This is a genomic window from Microbacterium sp. Soil_C_42 (genome assembly GCF_057656735.1).
In genome coordinates, this window is sequence record NZ_JBDGJU010000005.1 from 60,405 (window position 1) to 78,895 (window position 18,491).

Annotated in this window: 19 protein-coding genes and 2 pseudogenes; 6 read left to right on the forward strand and 15 right to left on the reverse strand. The window is 66.9% G+C overall.

What is annotated here, in order from left to right:
* Nucleotides 1-11 precede the first annotated feature (11 nt).
* Nucleotides 12-1,679: a GspE/PulE family protein gene (locus AC3A46_RS05045; protein ID WP_487664106.1), complete on the forward strand. Its 1,668-nt coding sequence runs from the start codon at nt 12-14 to the stop codon at nt 1,677-1,679.
* A gap of 238 nt (nt 1,680-1,917) precedes the next feature.
* Here AC3A46_RS05045 and AC3A46_RS05050 read toward each other — a convergent pair whose 3' ends face one another.
* From AC3A46_RS05050 to AC3A46_RS05095, 10 genes are all read right to left on the reverse strand, one after another.
* The gene (locus AC3A46_RS05050) at nt 1,918-3,156 is read right to left on the reverse strand and encodes a type II secretion system F family protein (protein ID WP_310249538.1); all 1,239 of its coding nucleotides are present in this window, start codon (nt 3,154-3,156) and stop codon (nt 1,918-1,920) included.
* Nucleotide 3,157: 1 nt separating this feature from the next.
* Nucleotides 3,158-4,450, reverse strand: a complete 1,293-nt coding sequence (locus tag AC3A46_RS05055; RefSeq protein WP_487664107.1) for a type IV pilus twitching motility protein PilT — start codon at nt 4,448-4,450, stop codon at nt 3,158-3,160.
* 5 nt (nt 4,451-4,455) lie between these two features.
* Nucleotides 4,456-5,127, reverse strand: a complete 672-nt coding sequence (locus AC3A46_RS05060; RefSeq protein WP_487664108.1) for a hypothetical protein — start codon at nt 5,125-5,127, stop codon at nt 4,456-4,458.
* Nucleotides 5,127-5,774, reverse strand: coding sequence for a hypothetical protein (locus AC3A46_RS05065; protein ID WP_487664109.1), 648 nt, complete (start codon nt 5,772-5,774; stop codon nt 5,127-5,129). The genes AC3A46_RS05060 and AC3A46_RS05065 overlap by 1 nt, the downstream gene beginning before the upstream one ends.
* On the reverse strand, nt 5,771-6,805 hold the full coding sequence (gene pilM / locus AC3A46_RS05070; RefSeq protein ID WP_487664110.1) for a type IV pilus biogenesis protein PilM: 1,035 nt from the start codon (nt 6,803-6,805) through the stop codon (nt 5,771-5,773). Before pilM ends, AC3A46_RS05065 begins: the two co-directional genes overlap by 4 nt.
* A 27-nt stretch (nt 6,806-6,832) precedes the next feature.
* On the reverse strand, nt 6,833-7,717 hold the full coding sequence (locus AC3A46_RS05075; RefSeq protein WP_487664111.1) for a prepilin peptidase: 885 nt from the start codon (nt 7,715-7,717) through the stop codon (nt 6,833-6,835).
* Nucleotides 7,718-7,720: 3 nt separating this feature from the next.
* On the reverse strand, nt 7,721-9,319 hold the full coding sequence (locus tag AC3A46_RS05080) for a hypothetical protein (protein WP_487664112.1): 1,599 nt from the start codon (nt 9,317-9,319) through the stop codon (nt 7,721-7,723).
* On the reverse strand, nt 9,310-9,840 hold the full coding sequence (locus tag AC3A46_RS05085) for a prepilin-type N-terminal cleavage/methylation domain-containing protein (protein WP_487664113.1): 531 nt from the start codon (nt 9,838-9,840) through the stop codon (nt 9,310-9,312). The genes AC3A46_RS05080 and AC3A46_RS05085 overlap by 10 nt, the downstream gene beginning before the upstream one ends.
* On the reverse strand, nt 9,837-10,217 hold the full coding sequence (locus AC3A46_RS05090; RefSeq protein ID WP_487664114.1) for a type IV pilus modification PilV family protein: 381 nt from the start codon (nt 10,215-10,217) through the stop codon (nt 9,837-9,839). Before AC3A46_RS05090 ends, AC3A46_RS05085 begins: the two co-directional genes overlap by 4 nt.
* A 94-nt stretch (nt 10,218-10,311) precedes the next feature.
* Nucleotides 10,312-10,719 (reverse strand): type II secretion system protein, encoded by a 408-nt coding sequence (locus tag AC3A46_RS05095; protein ID WP_487664115.1) that lies wholly within the window; start codon nt 10,717-10,719, stop codon nt 10,312-10,314.
* Between the two features lie 300 nt (nt 10,720-11,019).
* Here AC3A46_RS05095 and AC3A46_RS05100 point away from each other — a divergent pair, with 300 nt between their 5' ends.
* The 3 genes and pseudogenes from AC3A46_RS05100 to AC3A46_RS05110 form a co-directional block, all read left to right on the forward strand.
* Nucleotides 11,020-12,957, forward strand: coding sequence for a DUF6541 family protein (locus tag AC3A46_RS05100; RefSeq protein WP_487664116.1), 1,938 nt, complete (start codon nt 11,020-11,022; stop codon nt 12,955-12,957).
* A 162-nt stretch (nt 12,958-13,119) separates the two neighbouring features.
* The gene (locus AC3A46_RS05105) at nt 13,120-13,761 is read left to right on the forward strand and encodes a hypothetical protein (protein WP_487664117.1); all 642 of its coding nucleotides are present in this window, start codon (nt 13,120-13,122) and stop codon (nt 13,759-13,761) included.
* A gap of 196 nt (nt 13,762-13,957) precedes the next feature.
* Nucleotides 13,958-14,524: pseudogene (locus AC3A46_RS05110) on the forward strand (HNH endonuclease signature motif containing protein); the annotation flags it as partial.
* A gap of 73 nt (nt 14,525-14,597) precedes the next feature.
* Here the strand turns inward: AC3A46_RS05110 and AC3A46_RS05115 are convergent.
* From AC3A46_RS05115 to AC3A46_RS05125, 3 genes and pseudogenes are all read right to left on the reverse strand, one after another.
* Entirely contained in the window at nt 14,598-15,410 is an 813-nt protein-coding gene (locus tag AC3A46_RS05115) for a hypothetical protein (RefSeq protein WP_487664212.1), read from the reverse strand.
* Nucleotides 15,411-15,413: 3 nt separating this feature from the next.
* Nucleotides 15,414-15,527, reverse strand: a pseudogene (locus tag AC3A46_RS05120) (DUF2510 domain-containing protein); the annotation flags it as partial.
* Between the two features lie 135 nt (nt 15,528-15,662).
* A complete protein-coding gene (locus tag AC3A46_RS05125) occupies nt 15,663-15,962 on the reverse strand; it encodes a DUF1905 domain-containing protein (protein ID WP_487664118.1) in 300 nt (99 codons plus the stop codon).
* Nucleotides 15,963-16,012: 50 nt separating this feature from the next.
* Between AC3A46_RS05125 and AC3A46_RS05130 the strand changes: the two genes are divergently transcribed.
* The gene (locus AC3A46_RS05130; RefSeq protein WP_487664119.1) at nt 16,013-16,786 is read left to right on the forward strand and encodes an alpha/beta fold hydrolase; all 774 of its coding nucleotides are present in this window, start codon (nt 16,013-16,015) and stop codon (nt 16,784-16,786) included.
* Here the strand turns inward: AC3A46_RS05130 and AC3A46_RS05135 are convergent.
* The gene (locus tag AC3A46_RS05135; RefSeq protein WP_487664120.1) at nt 16,783-17,211 is read right to left on the reverse strand and encodes an SRPBCC family protein; all 429 of its coding nucleotides are present in this window, start codon (nt 17,209-17,211) and stop codon (nt 16,783-16,785) included. The genes AC3A46_RS05130 and AC3A46_RS05135 overlap by 4 nt on opposite strands.
* Before the next feature lie 41 nt (nt 17,212-17,252).
* Between AC3A46_RS05135 and AC3A46_RS05140 the strand changes: the two genes are divergently transcribed.
* On the forward strand, nt 17,253-17,684 hold the full coding sequence (locus AC3A46_RS05140) for a DUF1294 domain-containing protein (RefSeq protein ID WP_487664121.1): 432 nt from the start codon (nt 17,253-17,255) through the stop codon (nt 17,682-17,684).
* Nucleotides 17,685-17,688: 4 nt separating this feature from the next.
* On the opposite strand, the gene AC3A46_RS05145 is transcribed toward AC3A46_RS05140, so the two are convergent.
* Complete coding sequence (locus AC3A46_RS05145) at nt 17,689-18,486, reverse strand: glycosyltransferase family 2 protein (RefSeq protein WP_487664122.1); 798 nt, start codon at nt 18,484-18,486, stop codon at nt 17,689-17,691.
* Nucleotides 18,487-18,491 lie beyond the last annotated feature (5 nt).

Here is an 18,491-nt window from a genome sequence, read left to right on the forward strand (position 1 = left end):
GGGGTGTTGCCGTGAGAGGTCTCGCACAGACGCTGGTGCTCACAGGAGCAGTCAGGGCTGCCGACATGTCGGCCGCCCTCGCTCAGGTGGGCGAAGGTCCGGAGCTGCAGCGCTTGCTGGTGAGCTCGAAGCTGGTCACCGAGGGCCAGGTCGCCGAGGCGATCGCCCTGCACACGGGCCACCGGTACGTCGACCTCGCCGAGATGCCGCTCGACCCCAACGTGGTCGCCCTCGTGCCCGGCAACCTCTGCCGCAAGTACGGCCTCATCCCCGTCGACCGCCGCGGTGAACGCCTGACCGTGGGCGTGCTCGACCCGACCGACATCGTCGCGCTCGACGACGTCGCCTCGATCACGGATCTCTTCGTCGAGCCGGTCGTCGTCGCCGAAGACGCGCTGCTCAACATGTTCGAGCGGTTCCTGCGCTCCGACGAAGAGCTCAGCGAGCTGTCGATGACGATCGAGGAGTCGAGCGAGTCCAACCAGGCCGCGTTCACCGAGAGCCTCGAGGAGCAGGACGACACCGCCCCCATCGTCCGGTTCGTCAACCTGCTGATCGCGCAGGCCATCAACGACCGTGCGAGCGACATCCACGTCGAGCCGGGCGAGAAGCAGCTGACCGTGCGGTTCCGCATCGACGGCGTGCTGCACGAGATGCAGAAGGCCGACCGCGCGATCCAGGACGGCATCATCTCGCGCCTGAAGATCATGTCGGCGATCGACATCGCCGAGAAGCGCAAGCCTCAGGACGGCCGCCTCTCGGTCACGCACGAGAACCGCACCGTCGACCTGCGCGTGGCGACGCTTCCCACCGTGTGGGGCGAGAAGATCGTCATGCGAATCCTCGACAACACCGGCCAGGTCATGACGATGAGCGACCTGCTGTTCTCGAGCACGAACGAGAAGCGGTTCCTCGAGGCGATCACGAAGCCGCACGGCATGATCCTCGCGACCGGGCCGACGGGGTCGGGCAAGTCGACGAGCCTCTACACGGCGCTGCGATCGATCGCGAACCCGAAGATCAACGTCATCACCGTCGAGGACCCGGTCGAGTACCGCATCGCCGGCATCAACCAGGTGCAGGTGAACAACCGCGCCGGGCTCACGTTCGCCACTGCCCTGCGGTCGATCCTGCGGTCGGACCCGGATGTGGTGCTGGTCGGCGAGATCCGCGACTTCGAGACGGCGAACATCTCCATCGAGGCGGCGCTGACGGGGCACCTGGTGCTGTCGACGCTGCACACGAACGACGCGCCTTCGGCTTTGACCCGGCTTACCGAGATCGGGTGCGAGCCGTTCCTGGTGGCGACGGCGCTGTCGGCGGTGATCGCCCAGCGGCTGGCGCGGCGGCTGTGCATGCGGTGCCGTGAGCCGCTGGTGGAGACCTCGGAGGTGCTGAGCGCCCTGGGCTTCCCGCATGACCCGGCGGATGTGCCGCAGCTGTACCGGGCGGCAGGATGCGCGGCCTGCAGCAGCACCGGATACCGCGGGCGGGTCGCGCTCCACGAGATCATGACGCTGAGCGACGAGATCGAGTCGCTGGTCGTGACGCGGTCGACGGGGTCGGAGATCCGCCAGGTCGCACTCGAGCAGGGCATGGTGTCGCTGCGCGAGGACGGATGGTCGAAGGTGGCGCAGGGGCTGACGACGATCGAAGAGGTGCTTCGGGTCACGGTGTGAGGTGGAGCGCGCTTCGCGCGCGCTGCCCTGATTCTCGGTCGTTGAGCGAGCGAAGCAAGTCGAAACGCGCCGCCCATCCCCCGCCCATCCCCCGGTCGTTGAGCGAGCGAAGCGAGTCGAAACGCGCCGCCCGCCGATCCCTCGGTCGTTGAGCGAGCGAAGCGAGTCGAAACGCCCCGAACCCGGCGCAAACTCAACGGCCAGCGCCCTGCGCACCGGCCGTTGAGTTCCCCAGCTTCTAGGCCTGCTTGGCGAGCTCCCCGTACAGGGTGAAGATCGGCAGGTACAGCGAGATCACCATGCCGCCGATCACGATGCCGAGCCCCACGATGAGGATCGGCTCGATCGTCGACGACAGTTGCGCCGTCGCGGTCTCGACCTCGTCCTCGTAGAAGTCCGCGATCGAGGCGAGCATGTCGACGAGCGTGCCCGACTCCTCGCCCACCGACACCATCTGGGGCACCATCGCCGGGAAGACCTCGGCCTTCGCGAGCGGTGCGGCGAACGAGCGACCCTGACGGATCGATTCCTGCACATCGCGCACGGCCTGCTCGATCTTCCAGTTGTTCGACGCCTGCCCGACGATCGCGAGCGCCTGGATGATCGGCACGCCGGCATTCAGCATCATCGAGAGGTTCCGCGCAAAGCGCGCCACGGCGATCTTCGTGGTGAGCTTGCCGAACACGGGCATCTTCAGCTTGATCGGATCGACGAAGCGGCGGTACTGCTCGGTGTGCCGGTTGGCCCGCCACCAGATCAGTGCAACGATCACGACCAGCACGAGGGCCGGCAGCATCCACCACATATTGTTCGAGATCGTCACGAGGATCTGCGTGGGCAAGGGCAGCGACGAACCGAGCCCCTTGAACATGCCCTCGAAGATCGGCACGACGAACGTCACCATCACCAGCACGCCGATGATCGCGATGATGAGCACGATCGCGGGATACGTCACCGCCGCACGGATCTTGTTGTGCAGCTCGGCTTCGCGCTGGTAGTTGTCGGCGATCGAGCCGAGCGCGCTCCCGAGGAAGCCGCCCGCCTCGCCGACCTTGATGATCGACAGCATCAGCGGTGGGAACGTCTGCGGGTGCCGCGCCAACGCCGCCGAGAACGACGACCCCGACTCGACATCGGCCTGCACCTGCACCAACGCCGGCTGCAGCCTCTTGTCGTCGGTCTGCTCGATCAGAATCGCCAGCGTCCGCATGAGCGGCAGGCCCGCGTTGATGAGTCCCGCCATCTGGCGGGAGAACACCGCGAGCGTGCGCGCCGATACCGTCTTGGTCGCGCCCGGCAGCTTGATGTCGCGGTTAAGCCCGGTGTTGGACTTGAGCGTGACTTCAAGGGGCGTCAGCCCCTGAGCCTTGAGCTTGCCCGTGACGGCTGACTCGCTGGCGGCCTCGATCGTGCCCTTCACTACCGATCCGGCGCGCGGGTCGACCGCTCGGTAGACGAACTCCTGTACGACGGCCATGTCAGCCCTCCCCGTTCGCGGCGGCCCACGCTTCGAGATCGTCCACGCCGCCCCACTCGACGTCGCGCGCCGTCGGGTCGACGCGGCCGCCGACCGTGGGCGTGCCGAAGCGCGATCCCATGCCGATGCCGGTGCCCTGCGTCGCGTTCGCTGCGGGAGCCGCGAGCTCCCCCTGCCGCCACTCTCCGGCGTGGTGCGCCCACTCCTCCGCGTCGAGGTCGCGCGGCTTGACGTAGACGCCGTCGAGGCTCTTCGGGTCGACCGCGAAGTCCATCGCGACGTTGCGCGCGATCGTACCTTCGGCGACGAGGCGTCGGAGGTCCTGATCGAGCGTGTGCATGCCGAGCTCGGAGCCGGCCTGCATCGTCGAGTAGATCTGCGCGACCTGGCCCTCGCGGATCATGTTCGCGACGGCCGGCGTGTTGATGAGCACCTCGGTCGCGATCGTGCGTCCGTTGACCTGGGCGAGCGGCAGCAGCGTCTGGCTGATGATGCCCTGGAGGGTATCGCCGAGCTGCGTGCGGATCTGGTGCTGCTGGTCGGCCGGGAACACGTCGATGATGCGGTTGATGCTCTTCGCTGCGCCCTGCGTGTGCAGGGTCGACAGCACGAGGTGGCCGGTTTCCGCCGCCGAGAGGGCGGTCGAGATCGACTCCGGGTCGCGGAGCTCGCCGATGAGGATCACGTCGGGGTCCTGACGGAGCACGCGGCGCAGCGCCTCGGCGAACGAGTTCGTGTCACGCCCGACCTCGCGCTGATGCACGAGAGAGCGCTTCGACTGGTGGTGGAACTCGATCGGGTCCTCGATCGTGACGATGTGCGCCGGAACGAGCTGGTTGACGATGTCGACCATGGCGGTCAGCGTCGTCGACTTGCCCGAGCCGGTGGGGCCCGTGAGCAGCACGAGTCCGCGGGGCCGCAGCGCCAGGTCGCGCGCGATCGCGGGCGCACCGAGCTCTTCCAGCGAGTACACCCGGTCGGGGATGTACCGCAGGGCGATGGCGATCGAGCCGAGCTGGCGGTACACGTTCGTGCGGAAGCGACCGATGCCCGGCGTCGCGTGGGCGAGGTCGACCTCGCCGTGCTCGAGGAACTCGGCCCGCTGCCCTTCGGCCATCAGGTCGAACGCCGTGCGCTCAACCCAGTCGGCCGACAGCGGGGCGGGGTACGCCTCGATCGGCACGAGGTCGCCGTCCACCCGTAGCAGCGGCGGCGCGTCTGCGGTGATGTGCACGTCCGACGCTCGGTGCCGTGCACCGTACGCGAGGAGCGTTTCGAAGTCGAGGTCTTCCATTGTCCTCACCCTTCCGCGTCGACGTAGGTCAGCGCGGCCACCTGGATGTCGATCGCACCATCCGCACTCTGGGTCATTGTCACCGTCATGCTGTTGAGGAGGCGCGGTCCGCCACGCAGCGCGTCAACGAATGCCGCGGCCCGGGCCATGTCTTCCGCCGTAGCGCTGATTGCGAAATCCACCTGCTGGCGACCCGCCGCTGCGTCGGGCGCGGGTGAGATGGTGGCGGGATCCGTAGCAGCTCCGGTCGTGGGGTCGGTCGCCGTCCCGGTCGCCTCGGGCGTCGGAGCCGCCTCGGCCCCGACCGTGTCACCCTCGGTCGCGTTGACGCGGGTTGCGTATGCCACTTGCTCACCCGCTGTTACGGATTTGATCTGAACACTGGATACCTCGGCCGCCTGACCGACCACCTCGAAGACGTCGTCGAGCTGGCCCGTGGCAGGAATCTGCGACCGCAGCTGGGCGACGTTCACATTGATCTGGTCGAGGTTGTCCTGCTGCGCGGTGAGCTCGTCGAGCTGCGCCTGGTAGAGCGCGTTAGTGCTTGCGACGGTCGCGGTCTGGCCGTCGACGGTCACGGCCTGGAAGTACAGCGGCATCGCCACGAGGAACACCCCGAGCGCGATGACGCCGAGCGAGACGATGAGTCCGATTGCGGTGACGATGTGCTTGGGCATCACTCGCCCCCTTCTTCAGGCGCGTACTGGTTCGAGTACACGGATTGGTCGAACTCGACGTTGAGCAGGTACGAGTACCGGTCAGCCGAGATCTGGCTAGACGTGACGGACTGGCCGTCGGCGAAGAGCACGCCCTCGACGCCGCGCAGCGAACGGATGAGCGGCGCGATGTCGATCGGCGTCGTGCTGTCGAAGGTGACCGTGCCGACCACGCCCTGCTCGACGGTCGGGTCATCGCCCTGGGGCACACCGCCGACGGTAAAGTCGACGCCCGTGATGGTCGTGTCCGCAGGCAGGATGCTGGTGATCTTGGCGATCACGGGCGTCCAGGCGAGGTCCGTGGCCATGGCGTCGGCGCGGTAGTCGGTGAGTTCGGACTCCGTCGCCAGTGCATGACTCACATCAGACAGCGACGCGATCTCGGTGAGCAGAGCGTTCGTCTGCGCCTGTTCGGCGGCCAGTCGCTGGTCGGCGAAGAACTTGAACGCAAAGGCGCCGGCGATGATGAGCACTGCGACGAGGATCGCGCCGAACACGATCCATACCCACAGTCGCACGAGCTGGTCTCGCTCGCGCCGCGCGATCTCGCTCCGCGGCATGAGGTTGACTCGGGGCGCTCCCGAGAACGGGACGGGAACGGCGGTCATTTCCCCGCCTCCCCGAGCGCGATTCCGACGGTGCCGACGAGGTTGAGCGCGACCTCGCCTGCGGGGGGCGGGGTCGACATGGAGATGACATCGCCGACCGACACGACCGTCATCGTCGTGTCGATCGCCGCGCCGAGAGCGGACGGAACTCCTTCAACCGCCGCACCGGCGCCCGTGAGGAATACCCGGGTGAGCGGTGCAGCATTGGGCCGGCTGCCGAAGAACGCGAGCGTGCTGCGCAGACGGGCGGCGAGGTCGGAGACCCCGGGCGGAGTCGCCGCGCGGATCGCGCCGCGGGTGCGGCTGGCCACAGCGAGCCCGGTGCCGCCGCCCGAGCCGCTGCCTGCAGCCGCGAGTTCGAGCTCGGGCTCAATGACCTCGGCTGATTGGCGGCGGGTGGCAGCCGTGGCAACGTCGATCGGCAGCAGTCGAACGAATAGCGGTACCCCACCCCGCGAGATCACGACCTGCGTGGTGTGGTCGCCGATGCTGACTGTCGCGACGGTGTCGTCGGGCGACGCCAGAGGCGCGGTGACCCGCGCGAGACCGAACGCGGCAAGGTCGACAGCCTGCGCGCGAACCTTCACCTTGGCGAGCGTCGAGATGATCTGCTCGATGTTCTCCGAGACCGCTGCGACGAGTAGACCGGAGACCTGGTCGCCGTCCTGTGACAGTGGGAAGAAGTCGAGTACCGCCTGGCTCGCCGGCACGGGTAGCAGGTCTTGCACTTGGTAAGGCAGCGCTTCACGCAGCAGGTCGGGCCGCATCGCCTGCGTCGTGTACTCGCGCACCAGGATCCGGCGACTCGCGACGCCGAGCACGGCATCCTTACTCTTGAACTTCGCGCCTGTCCACAGTTGCCGAAGGGCGACCGCGACAGCGCCCGGGTCGAGCACCTCCGAATCGCGCGCTGCCTCGGGTGGCAACGGCACTTCGCCGTAGGCGACGAGCTGAGGCTTGCGACCGAGTGAGATCTCCGCGGCGCGGACGCTCTCTTCGGTCACCTCCAGCCCCACGATGGTCTTCGCCATGATTTCCCCTTCCCCAAGCCGTCGACGTCAGGCGCCGACGAAGAGATTCACATACCACTTGCCGACGGCTTCGCCGGCGAATACCCCTGTCCAAGCACCGAGGATCATCCACGGACCGAACGGAATAGCGGTCTTGCGTCCGGCGCGGCGCAACAGCATCAGCGCGATGCCGAACACACCCCCGTACAAGAACGCCGCGAACGCCCCCACAGCGAGCGCGCCCCATCCCAGCCAGCCGAGGTAGATGCCGATGACCCCGGCGAGCTTGACGTCTCCCCCGCCCATCCCACCCGGGCGCACAGCGCGCAGCAGGAAGTAGAAGAGGTACATGCCCGCCATGCCCATTGCGGCGCGCGCTAGCAGGCCCCATTCCCCTGTCAACAATGCCGCGACGGTGAACAGGATGCCGGCCACGAGGTAACTCGGCAGCACGATGCTGTTCGGCAGACGACGCGTGTCGAGGTCGATGAGCGTAAGTACGATCGAGATCGCCGCTAAATACAGGAACGCGACGACGACGAGTCCGAGCGCCCACAAATCGGCCGGATGAACAGCGCCGTCGACCGTCGGCAAGAGCCAGTAAGCCGGCAGATTCATGCCGAGGAGACCTTCGTAAATCACGAGGCCCCACCACGTCACGACCGCGAACGCCAAACCCGTGACCGCCTCCACTATCGGGTATCGCGCCGAGATCGGCGCCTCGCAGTTCGCGCACTTCCCGCGAAGAGCGACCCACGAGACAACCGGCACGTTCTGCCATGGCTTAATCGCGGTGTCGCAATGCGGGCAGCGGCTCTCACGCAGCAATGAGATCTTTGCAGGAACCCGATAGGCCACGACGTTGAGGAACGACCCGATGAGGAGTCCGAGCACGCCCGCCACGACGACGGGGAGGATGATGAGTCCCGACATTCTCTAGCGCTCAGTCTGGTAAGACCGGTTATCGAGTCGAGTAACAGTGTTCGACGGGTCGAAGATTCCGCCTGTGCCCTTGACACCACAGCTCAACTTGCCGATTTGGGGCTTCCACTCCATCGGTATGCAGGTGAATGTGCCGCCGTTGAGGTGAATACCAAGGTTCCCCATATACAACTGGCCCGTCATGGTCAGAGACATCGAATTGTTGATGCCGCAGGCACTGTACACCAGCGTGCGAACACCAATGCTGGCAGTAGCCGCGAATTTATCGGATCCCGTCGTGCAGGTGGGCTTGTTGTCGCTGCCGTTCGAGTCCGCGTGGACGATGAACAGCTGCGGGTCACCCGATGCAGCGGTGACGGTTCCCGTCAGGTCGAGATTCATCCCCTTCGTCGAGGGAACGTAGAGGATCGCGTCGCGCGCCAACGCGAAGTTCCCGGGCGCGACAGTGATCTCGTTCGGATTTCCGCCAGCGCAACCGGTCATATCGATAAACGCACGAGTCCCCGGGACAGTGAGCACTGTCTGGAGTTCGTCGGCCGAGCAAAGGCCCGCAAACATGATCGTGTCCGTGCTCCACGGCACAGTGTTCGTCAGTTCGATCCACGCCGTCGCAGCGAACACCTGATCGAGGGTCGGGGTGACCGTGGGCGCCGATTGATTCTCAAGGGTCGGCACGGGTGTCCCGTCGAGCCTCTTCCACTTAGTCGGATCGTGACTCACCATCGTCGCAGCAGTTTTGAACGAGCCGTTGACGATCCCAGAACCGTTCTGGGTCGTGATCGTCCCCTTAGCGTAGACATCTCCGCCGATTCTCACGTCGTTGGCGGTAAGGGCGATCGATCCCTGCAGCGACATAAGGTCGCCGCCCACGACAAGCTTGTGGTTCTTGGTATCGATGAGGTCTCGTGTGTAGACACTGCCGGTGATCACGCAGTCTTTTGTTATCTTCAGGCCACCTTTGAGTACCCAAAGGTCGCCCTGAATTGAGACCCCGTCCGCGTTGTTGCACTCATAGTCACCGTCGTCACGGATGACGAGGTCGCCCTGATACGTGGACTTCGTGGCGGTGAACTCGCCTTCGAAGAAGGCCAGTGTTCCCGCGGGCTGCGTGGCAGGGCCGTGATACCAAGGGTATACGGCGTCGATCGTCGTCCGAGCGCCGTCTTCGCCGGTCCCCGTTGACCTGATGACGACCCACTTCGTGGCCGGCGACGGGCAAGTGTCAGTCACCCCGGCACCATCCCAAGCCGAGGGCCTTGCACCTTCCGTTGTCGAGCGGATGGTGTACGAGTACCTGGGCGACGTGCCGACTGCTGAGTTCGCCGACATCGCGACACCGGCGCAATTCAGACCGGTCGCGGAGATCGACGACTTGAGCGACGCAACGGCTACATCACGGCCCGACTCCGCAGCGATGAACGCGTTCGTGCGGTCCTTGTTACTAACGTTCGATCCGATGGTGAAGACTACCGAGGCCGCGATGGTCGCGGCGATGATGAAACCCACGAACATGACCACAACCACTGTGACAAGCACGGCGCCACTGTCATCCTGGACACGCATCGCCCGACGGATTCGATCTGCTACCAGCATCCGTCACTCCCCGTGTCTTGTTGGGACCGAGGGGCGATGTCGCCTGCGAACGTGACAGGCGCCGCGTCGGTCGTGATCCTGAAGGTATAAGTCAGCGTGCCCGCAGCTGTGCGGACGAAGTACGGCGATGTGCCCTGCTTGCTGAGACCAGTCTGCCAGGACGGCCATCCAGCGTTCGGCGATGCGAGCGTGGTTGAGTTCGACGTGAACTGGGCCGCCGCATCCGTGATGCGGAAGCCTTGACACTTCAGATCGCCGGCGAGCGAGGTGCGGACTCGCAGCACGGTGCCGCTTTCGGTCACATCAAAGAAGAGGGCATTGCGCAGGGCTCGCTCTATGGTCGACGACACGAGTTGGCCACGGTTGGTCGCCTGGGTGACGGTCGTCACCTGCCCCTGAGCCAGCCAAGAGTTGACGAAAATAGTTGCGGCAGCGGCGATGACAATGCCACTGACGACAACGGAAACGATGAGCTCGATGAGTCCGAGCCCCTCGTCAGTCCTGTGAGATGAGTGGATCATGGGATGTAGATCAGCGCCCTGGTCGTGGCGAGAGTGCGACCTTCCCCGACGACGTTGACGGTCAAGGTGGCAGTTGCGCCAGGGAGACAACCGGACACCGTTGAGGTGGAGGTGGAGAGCGACACGCCCCGCCCGTCCGTGACTGCCGGCAACGCGGAGATAGACGCAAGGAACGGGCACGTCGGCGTTGCCCGAGCATCGTCCACGATGGAGTTCATGTAGCGAGTCGCAGTGGCAGCGGATGCCTGCTGGGACGACAACACGATTCCTTGCCATAGAGCAGGCAGAATCGCTATCGCAACGACTCCCAGCAGGAACATCGCGATGATCACTTCGACAAGGCTGAATCCCGCAGTCTCAGCGCCACGAAACCTCATCCGCCCACCTCCCCAAGTGGCAGAATCCCCAGGCCAATAATGCCACGATGGGGCCGGAGCTGATAATGCCTCGGCCCCACCGCGACGAGCTGGGTTACGGAGCGGTGCCGGTGCCCGACGGACCCGTGGCGCACCCAGGTCCGGCCTTCGCCCAGTGCGTCGAGCTCTGAGCGGTCACGCAGACGGTGGTCACGCTGTTGCCAGCCGAGATGCTCGTCGTGATCCCGTTCGAGCCGGCGGATGCGGCTGCGGCCGACGGCGTCACCGAGGCATCATTCGCGGCGTACGCCGCCGCGGCGGCAGTCGCACCGTTGGCCGCGGCGGCCTTCACTGCGTTCAGGTTGGCCTGGTTCTGGATGTTACCGAAGATCGGAATCGCGATCGCGACGAGGATGCCGAGAATCACGACCACGATGATGAGCTCGATGAGTGAAAAACCCGCTTCGCCCTCCTCGCGCCGAGCCTTGGCGGCCTCGATGTAGTTCTTGATGGTCTGACGCATTGCTGCACTCCCCAGTGATGATGAACCAATTGGCAACGACCACGCCCCGGGTAGGCCCAACGCGTCCGTCCCAAGCCGGACTGCGTTTCCGTCGTTACACACTGCTGGGTAACTGGTGAACACCAGACACCCCTCCCCGCGAACAATCATGCGGAGTAAGCGCTCGATGGTCAACGCGAAACCGCTCAGCTTTCGCTCAAGACCCTCAAGGGTTTGAACGTCGAACACTGCACTCAGTCCCTTGCCTTCGGGTTGTTCCCTATCCTGCTAGCGGCGGGTTAGCTGGGGAGGCTTGAACGCGTGGCTTGGTTGCAACTGTTGCTTGCCGTCGTCACTTGTGGCGCAGTGCTTGGATTTCCGGGGCTAGCTGTTGGACTCGGCCTGCGTCTGCGCGGTCTGTGGCTCGCCAGCGCAGCACCAATACTGGGGCTGACTGCCATCGCCCTCGCGGCCGTCGCCGCTTCTCTGCTGGGTCTCGGGTGGTCGATCTGGGTGGTGCTCGCGACGGCTGCAATCCTTGCATTCGGCGTATGGGCTTGCCTTCGAGTGGTCCCCGTGCTCCGCCCACATACGCCGTCGCGCTCAGGGCCACGGTGGGTCGCGCCTGTCGCTTCGTCCGTCGGCGGCGCACTGCTGCTCGGTCGGGTCGTCGTCACGTTCGGGTCACCCGACTGGTTTGCTCAGGCGGGCGACAACGTGTTCCACCTCAACGCTGTGAGATGGATCCTCGATCATGGCGATGCCTCCCCCTGGGGCTTGGAAGAGCTGTCGGGGAATCCGTACCCGGACGCATGGCACGCGCTCGTTTCGCTCGTTTGCCAGGTAAGCGGCGCACCGATACCGATAGCCAGCAACGCGGCGCTGATCGTTGTCGCCTGCGGCATCTGGCCGATGGGTGTTGTACTGCTCACGCGAGTTCTGTTCGGCAACCGAACCCCCCTGCTGCTTGCGGCGGGGGCGCTCAGTGCAGGTTTCGCCGCCTATCCCCTCCTGCTACTGCCGTACATGGGCACTTATCCGCTGATTCTCGCGATCGCCCTCCTCGCCGCTGCCCTTGCGGGCTTGGTTGAGGCGTTCCGCATCGGCCGAGACTCCATCGGCATAGGGCATGCGATCACCCTTGTTGCGTTCCTCCTTCCGGGCGTGGTGTGCGCCCACCCCGCTGCCGCGGTGATGTTGGCGGTGATGAGCGCTCCGATCGCGGTGGCCTCTGCCTGGCGGGCGAGTCGGAGGAGCCAGAGACGACGTCCGATCTGGCTCACATGCGCACTTTATTTGGTTCTCATCTTCACGCTCCTGATTGTCGTGAGGCCGGGTGGTACACAGCCCGACGCACTGCGGAGCACCGCGGCGCAGGCCTGGGGAGAGGTCTTGTTGGGTGGATACGCCGCACAACCCATCGCCCTGCTCGTTGCGGTGCTGACCATCCTGGGCGCCACGGTGGCGCTCCGACACGATGGGGCGGTCGGCTGGGCGGCGGTCGGTCTCTGGCTCACCGTTTCGGCGATCTATGTCGCAGCGATCGGAAGCGACGAGTTTCTTCGTCTGGTCGTGGCGACCACCTGGTACGGGGACGCGACTCGCATCGCTGCCTTCGCGCCGATGGCTATCGTCCCGCTCGCAGCTCGTGGAGCATCCGTGGTCTGGGACCAGGGCCTCGCCGCGAGCCAACGCTACGTGCGTTGGACGCGGCGCCACACGGCGGTTATCGGCATCGGTGTGATCGCCGCGATCGTCTTCTCCAGTCTGATAGTTGGATCGACGGCGGTGCGCTCTTCGACTTTCTGGGCGCGCTCGATGTTCCAACCCACTGATGACCCGCTCACTTCCCCGATCCCTGTGACGAGCGACGATCGAGAAGTGTTTCGCTGGATTGGCTCCAATGTTCCTGCCGATGATGTTCTGGGCGGCGATCCCTGGAACGGATACGGGTTCGCCTATGCCCTGACCGGGCGACCCGTACTCGCCGCCCAGGTCCCCCCGCGGATGAGCGAAGCGAGCCTCGCCTTCCTGGAAGCCTTCTCTACATCGGCTCCCGACGGCGAAGGATGCCGGGCCGCGCGCGAACTAGGCGTGCGCTGGGTGATCGACCTGCACCCCGACAAGTTGTTGCCTAGTCGGCCGGGCTATCCGGGTATCCGCGGCCTCGCCGCCTCACCGAATGTCGAACTCGCGCACCGCGTCGGGGACTCGTTTGTGTATCGAGTAACCGGATGCGACCTCGACCGGGGCAATTAGGCCACACCGCCGATGCCGTCGATCACCCGTTCCGGCTCCTGCGCCTCAACTACCAGGACCGGATGACGCGCACGAATCAATTCGCTCATCGTCCGCTGGAACGGAGTGAGCAAAGGCTCGAACCAGTGATCGAATGTCGGAGACACTCCATACTCTGAACATATGAATCTTTCATCGTCTGGCGGCGAGCTCGAGCCATGGATCTACGACGATGCAGACATCTTCCTGGAGCCTCGAGACGTGCTCGAGCCCGGCGAGTTTCCGCCGATGATCGAACTCGCCGAGCTCGAGGCGAGCGGCGCTGCACACGACGCTGCGATGAACGAACTCGAAGGCATCAACGCCCGGGCCCGCGTCCTCATCGCCGACGAGTACGCGGGCCTCGCGAGTGTGCTGAGGGATGCTGCGGCCCGCCCCGATCCGTGGGTCGGCCCCGATCCGACCCTTGATCCTGCGTGGCTCGATCCGCAGGGACGATCGGCGGCGGCCGTGCGCGCGGAGCGACGGGACATCGCCGTGCGGGCCGCGGCACTGGAGCTCTCCGTGCGTCTGGGGATGTCGGAGAACATGGTCCGCACCCGGGCCGCGCACGCCGACACGCTGCGCGAGCGATGCCCGAAGATCTGGGAGGCGTTCCGCTCCGGCCGCGTCGTTGCGCAGAACGCGGCAACGGCGACGGCGCAGGCCGCCACGCTTCCCACCCGCGCAAAGGACGCCTGGGCGAAGTTCGACGAACAGCTCGCGGGGTCGGCGCAGACGCTCGTCCCAGGGAAGTTCCGCCACGCGCGGCCGCGTCGTGCGTGAGCGCGTGCACCCCGAGCACCTCGATGAGCGGCACGAGCGGGCGGCCGAAGACCGGAACGTCTGGTTCCAGGCCGAGCGCGACGGGATGGCGTCACTCACCGTGTTCGGGCGGGCTGACAGGGTGCTGGCGATCTATCGACACTCGGACGCGCACGCACGTCACCTGCGTGGGTAGGAAGGCGAAGAGCGCACGCTCGCCCAGCTGCGAGCCGACGTCGCGCTCGACTGCTTCGCGGCGGGGACGATCGCGACGGCCGAGTCCGACCCCGCGAAGTCCCGTGCATGGCGCTCGCGCGCCGCTGTGGCGATCACGGTGCCGGCGATGACGCTCCTCGGACACTCCGACGAACCCGCCACCCTCGACGGCTACGGCCCGATCGACACCGAGACCGCACGGCGGCTCGCGGGCGAGGCATCCAGCTGGGTCCGCATCCTGACCCACCCTGTCAGCGGCACGGTTCTCGACGTCGACCGCACCACGTATCGCGTTCCGAAAGCGTTGAGACGCTGGCTCGAGGTTCGCGACCAGGTCTGCACCGGCCCCGGATGCGTGCGATCCGCCCGAGATTGCGACATCGACCATCGGCTCGACTGGCAATACGGCGGAAAGACCGCCGACACCAACCTGGGGCCGCTATGCGAACCGCATCATGCGCTCAAGACCAAGAGCAAATGGGTGCTCTACCGAGATGAAGTCACCGGCGCGAAGTGGTGGGTGTCACCCACATCCCTGACGGTGCCGGTCGAACCGCCACCGTTCTGACGACGCGCTCCATTCCGTCGCATCCCCGCAGGGCACATTCGCGCGCCCTCGAACGCGAGGATGACCCGCCCGCTCAGGCCAGGATCGCCAGCGCCTGCTGCGTCGCGACGATCGCGAGCCACGCCACCAGCGCGATCGACAGCACCAGTGCGATCCCCGACATGAGTCGGCTGGCCGACCGCTGTGCCGCCACGATCAGCCCGCCGATCGCGAGGAAGAACGCGCCGGCGGCGAAGGCGACGCTCACCAGGCTGACGAGCCCCGCGATCGACTCGTCCCGATCCGCAAGCCAGAACACCACCGCCAACCCACCCAGGACGGCGAGCGCGAGGAGCACGATCGACGCGCGCGCCGGCACGTTGGCCGGAGCCGCCTCGGGCAGCGGCGGGCGCATCTCGCCCACGTACGAACTCGACATCGGCTGGTACACGATCGGCGTCGGAAGCCGGTCGTCGACCGGAGCCGGTCGCCGCGGAATGATCTGGTCGGGGATCGGCTCAGCCTTGGTACCCGGGACGGCACCCGCCGACCGTCCGTTCGGAGAGGGGCGAGGCTTCGACACCGCGGGCGGCGCCGGCGCCTCCTGCGGAACCGGAGCACTCGGCTCCGCGGCAGACGGCGGAGCCACGGATGCCTCGTCCCGCTCGCCGGCAGGCTCCGCCAGAGACGACGGAGCCGGCCACACCGCGGCCGCGTGCGGCTCCTCGTGCTCGATCACGACGGGAACGGATGCCTCCACCGCCGCCTGCGGCTCCTCGACAGTCGCAGGGACCGGGCTCGCGGCCGTGGCCTCACCATCCGCATCCGCATGCGCCGCCCGTCGCGCGCGCAGCTGGGCACGGCTCAGCGGCGCCTCCGGCGACACGGCAGCCGAAGCATCCGTCACCACCGGACGGTAGTCCTCCGTCCACGCAGCGCCGTTCCACCACCGCAAGCGGTCAGCACGCGATGCGTCTGCGTACCAACCGGGCGGTGGTCCCCCCTGAGACCCGTCCGTCATCATGCTCCCCAGCAGAATGATTCCCGAGCGCAAACATACCGGAGCGGCGGGACCGCGAGCACCAAACCGCCGCCCCCTTACTCATTCCGCACCCTCAGATTGAAATAGCGAGCATCGCTATTTCAGCGGAGCCCGAGCTCAGCCGTCGAGCACCTTGAGGCGCACGGTCACAGGTCCGCCGTCGACCAGGCCTTCGGCGGCGCGCACCGCCTTCTTCAGCGGCAGCACGTACGAACCCGAGTCCGACGAGGGGAAGATCGACGTCGTCCACTCGGTGCCGCCGATTCGGGCCCGCACGCGCACGGAACCGAACCCTCGGTATGGTCGCGGGATCTCGCGGATATCTTCGCTCAACTCGGGCGGCACCGACGTGAAGAACCACGCCGAGTCCTCGCGCGCATCCCACCGGAATACGTCGCCGTCGAACTCGATGATCACGCACACGAGGGTAGCGAGCACGTCCGACGCCGCGAGCGTACACTGCGGGCATGGCCGCCATCGTGGCCGGTGGGATCCGGATCGCGTATCGGCGAGAGGGCCGCGGCGCACCGCTCGTACTGCTGCACGGAGCTTTCGAAGACTCGCGGACATGGGGCGACGAGTTCGACCGCCTCACCCCATCAGTCGACCTGATCGCCTGGGACGCCCCGGGATGCGGCGGGTCGGACGACATACCGGCCGGATGGACCGACCACCACTGGGCCGATGTGGCCGCGTCGTTTGTCACCGAGCTCGAACTGACCTCACCGTGCGTCGCCGGGTTCTCGATGGGATCGGTGCTGGCTCTGCTCCTCGCTCGCGATCATCCGGGGGTCGTCGGCAGCCTCGTCCTCGTCGGGGCGTACGCCGGATGGGGCGGGTCGCTCGCCCCCGAGGCGCTCGCTCGACGAATCGACGCGGCGCGGTTCACCCTCGATCACCCCGTCGGCGAGTGGGCCGACGGCTTTCTCGACTCGGTCTTCGCCCCGGGAACCGACCCCGAGCGACGCGCACGTGCGCGAGCGCTCCTCGACGATTGGCGGCCGGCGACGACGGCCGCGCTGCTCGAGGTGATGTCGCAGGACCTTCGCCCGATACTTCCCTCGATCCGCACGCCCACGCTGATCGTGCGCGGGGAGCAGGATGCGCGAAGTCCCCGCGAGGCCGCGCTCGACATGGTGGCCGCGCTCCCCCATGCGCGGCTCATCGAGATCGCGGGCGCCGGCCACGATTGTTCGGGCCCCGAGCTCGACGCCGTGCTGATCAGCGCCGCTCGCGCTTAGAGGTGCTCGCCCGGCGCGCCGCCGTGGCGGTCTACCAGGCGCTGCAGGCAGCTCGACCACCCGTCGATGTGGTTGTCGCGCTCCTCGGCGGTCGCGAACCCGGAGTGCCGCACGATCACGCGGGTCGCAGCATCTGCCGCGGACTGCAGCTCGACCTCGACGTCGGTGGTGTGCTCCTCTCCTGCCCATCTCCACCCGAGCCGCAGCGCACGCGGCGCCTCGAACGTGAGCACCCTGCCCTCGACCGCCATGTCGACGGGCACCGACCGCACCTCCCAGCGGCCGAGCTCGCGCAGCTCGACGACGGCGGTGGTGTCGAAGCGCGGCGGCCAGAACCACTCCGCGAGGCGACCCCCCACCGTGAATTCTCGCCACACGACATCGACGGATGCTGCGACCAGCGCCTCTTCGGTGAGCTCATGCATGCTGACACCGTACGCCGCCCCTCCCCCATAGGATCGAGCGCATGCCGAACCCGCGACCACGCGCTCCCCTTGCCACGCCGGAGCGACCCGGGCGCGACCTCTCGAAGCCGCTGCCCGCGGCCCTCAGCTGGGTCACGCTGATCGTCTTCGCCGGCGCGCTCGCGGGTGCGTACGTCGTGTTCGAGCTCGCATGGTGGGTGCCGGCGCTCTACGGTGCGGCGAGCGTCGTCGCGTTCGCGGCGTACGGCATCGACAAGGCGGCCGCGCGCCGCCAGGCGAACCGCATCTCGGAGCAGACGCTCCTCATCCTCGGGCTCATCGGGGGCTGGCCGGGCGCTCTCGTCGCGCAGCAGGTGTTCCGCCACAAGACCCGCAAGCGGTCGTTCCGGCGTGCGTTCTGGGGCACGGTCGGCGTGAACATCCTCGCGCTGGCCGCCTACGTCTATCTCGTCGCGCCGGTTCTCGGCGGCTGACCCGTCAGCGCCCGTACCCGGGGGCCCAGTCGTCGCCGTCCGGCATCCACTCGCCCGAGCCGGACGCCACCCGCGCCGGCTCGGCGCGGCGCCACCGAGCTCCTTCGGGCCAGCTCGCGGCGAACGTCGACGCGACGCGGAACACACGCCGCGAAAGCCCCGACAACGTCTGCACCGGACGCGCCGACACGGGCATGCGCAGCTGCGGGTCGTAACGGACCCCGTCGGACGAGCGCAGGCGGATCGTGAGGTCGAGGTCGTCGTGGATGCGCGCGTTGCCGCTGTCGACCTGGCCGCGCACGCGCTCCCACACGCGCGTGCGCATCGCGAAGTTGGATCCGAACACGAGCGGGATGCCGAGCCACTTCTTGATCCAGTAGTGCCCGCCGCCGATGTACCAGCGCTCGCCGAGGTAGTTCTGGATCGGTGTCCCTCCGTAGAACTCGGCACCGCCGGTCAGCACGCCCAGCGTGGGGTCGGCGACGAAGGCGCGCACGAGCCGCGCGATCCAGTCCGGGTGCGGCCGCGAGTCCGCGTCCAGCCGGGCGATGATGTCGGCGTGTGCGAGCGCCGCGTCGTAGCCGCGGGACGCGGCCGGCCAGATGCCGATCGACGGCTCATATGCCACCACGGCGTCGTACGCGTGGGCGACGGCGCCGGAGGCATCCGTGCTGGCGTTGTCGACGACGATCACGACGTCGGGCCGATGCGTCTGCGCGGCCAGTGCGGCCAGGCACGCGTCGAGATAACCCGCGTCATTCCGGCACGGAATGACCACGGCGACGCGAGGGGCGAGGGTCACAAGCC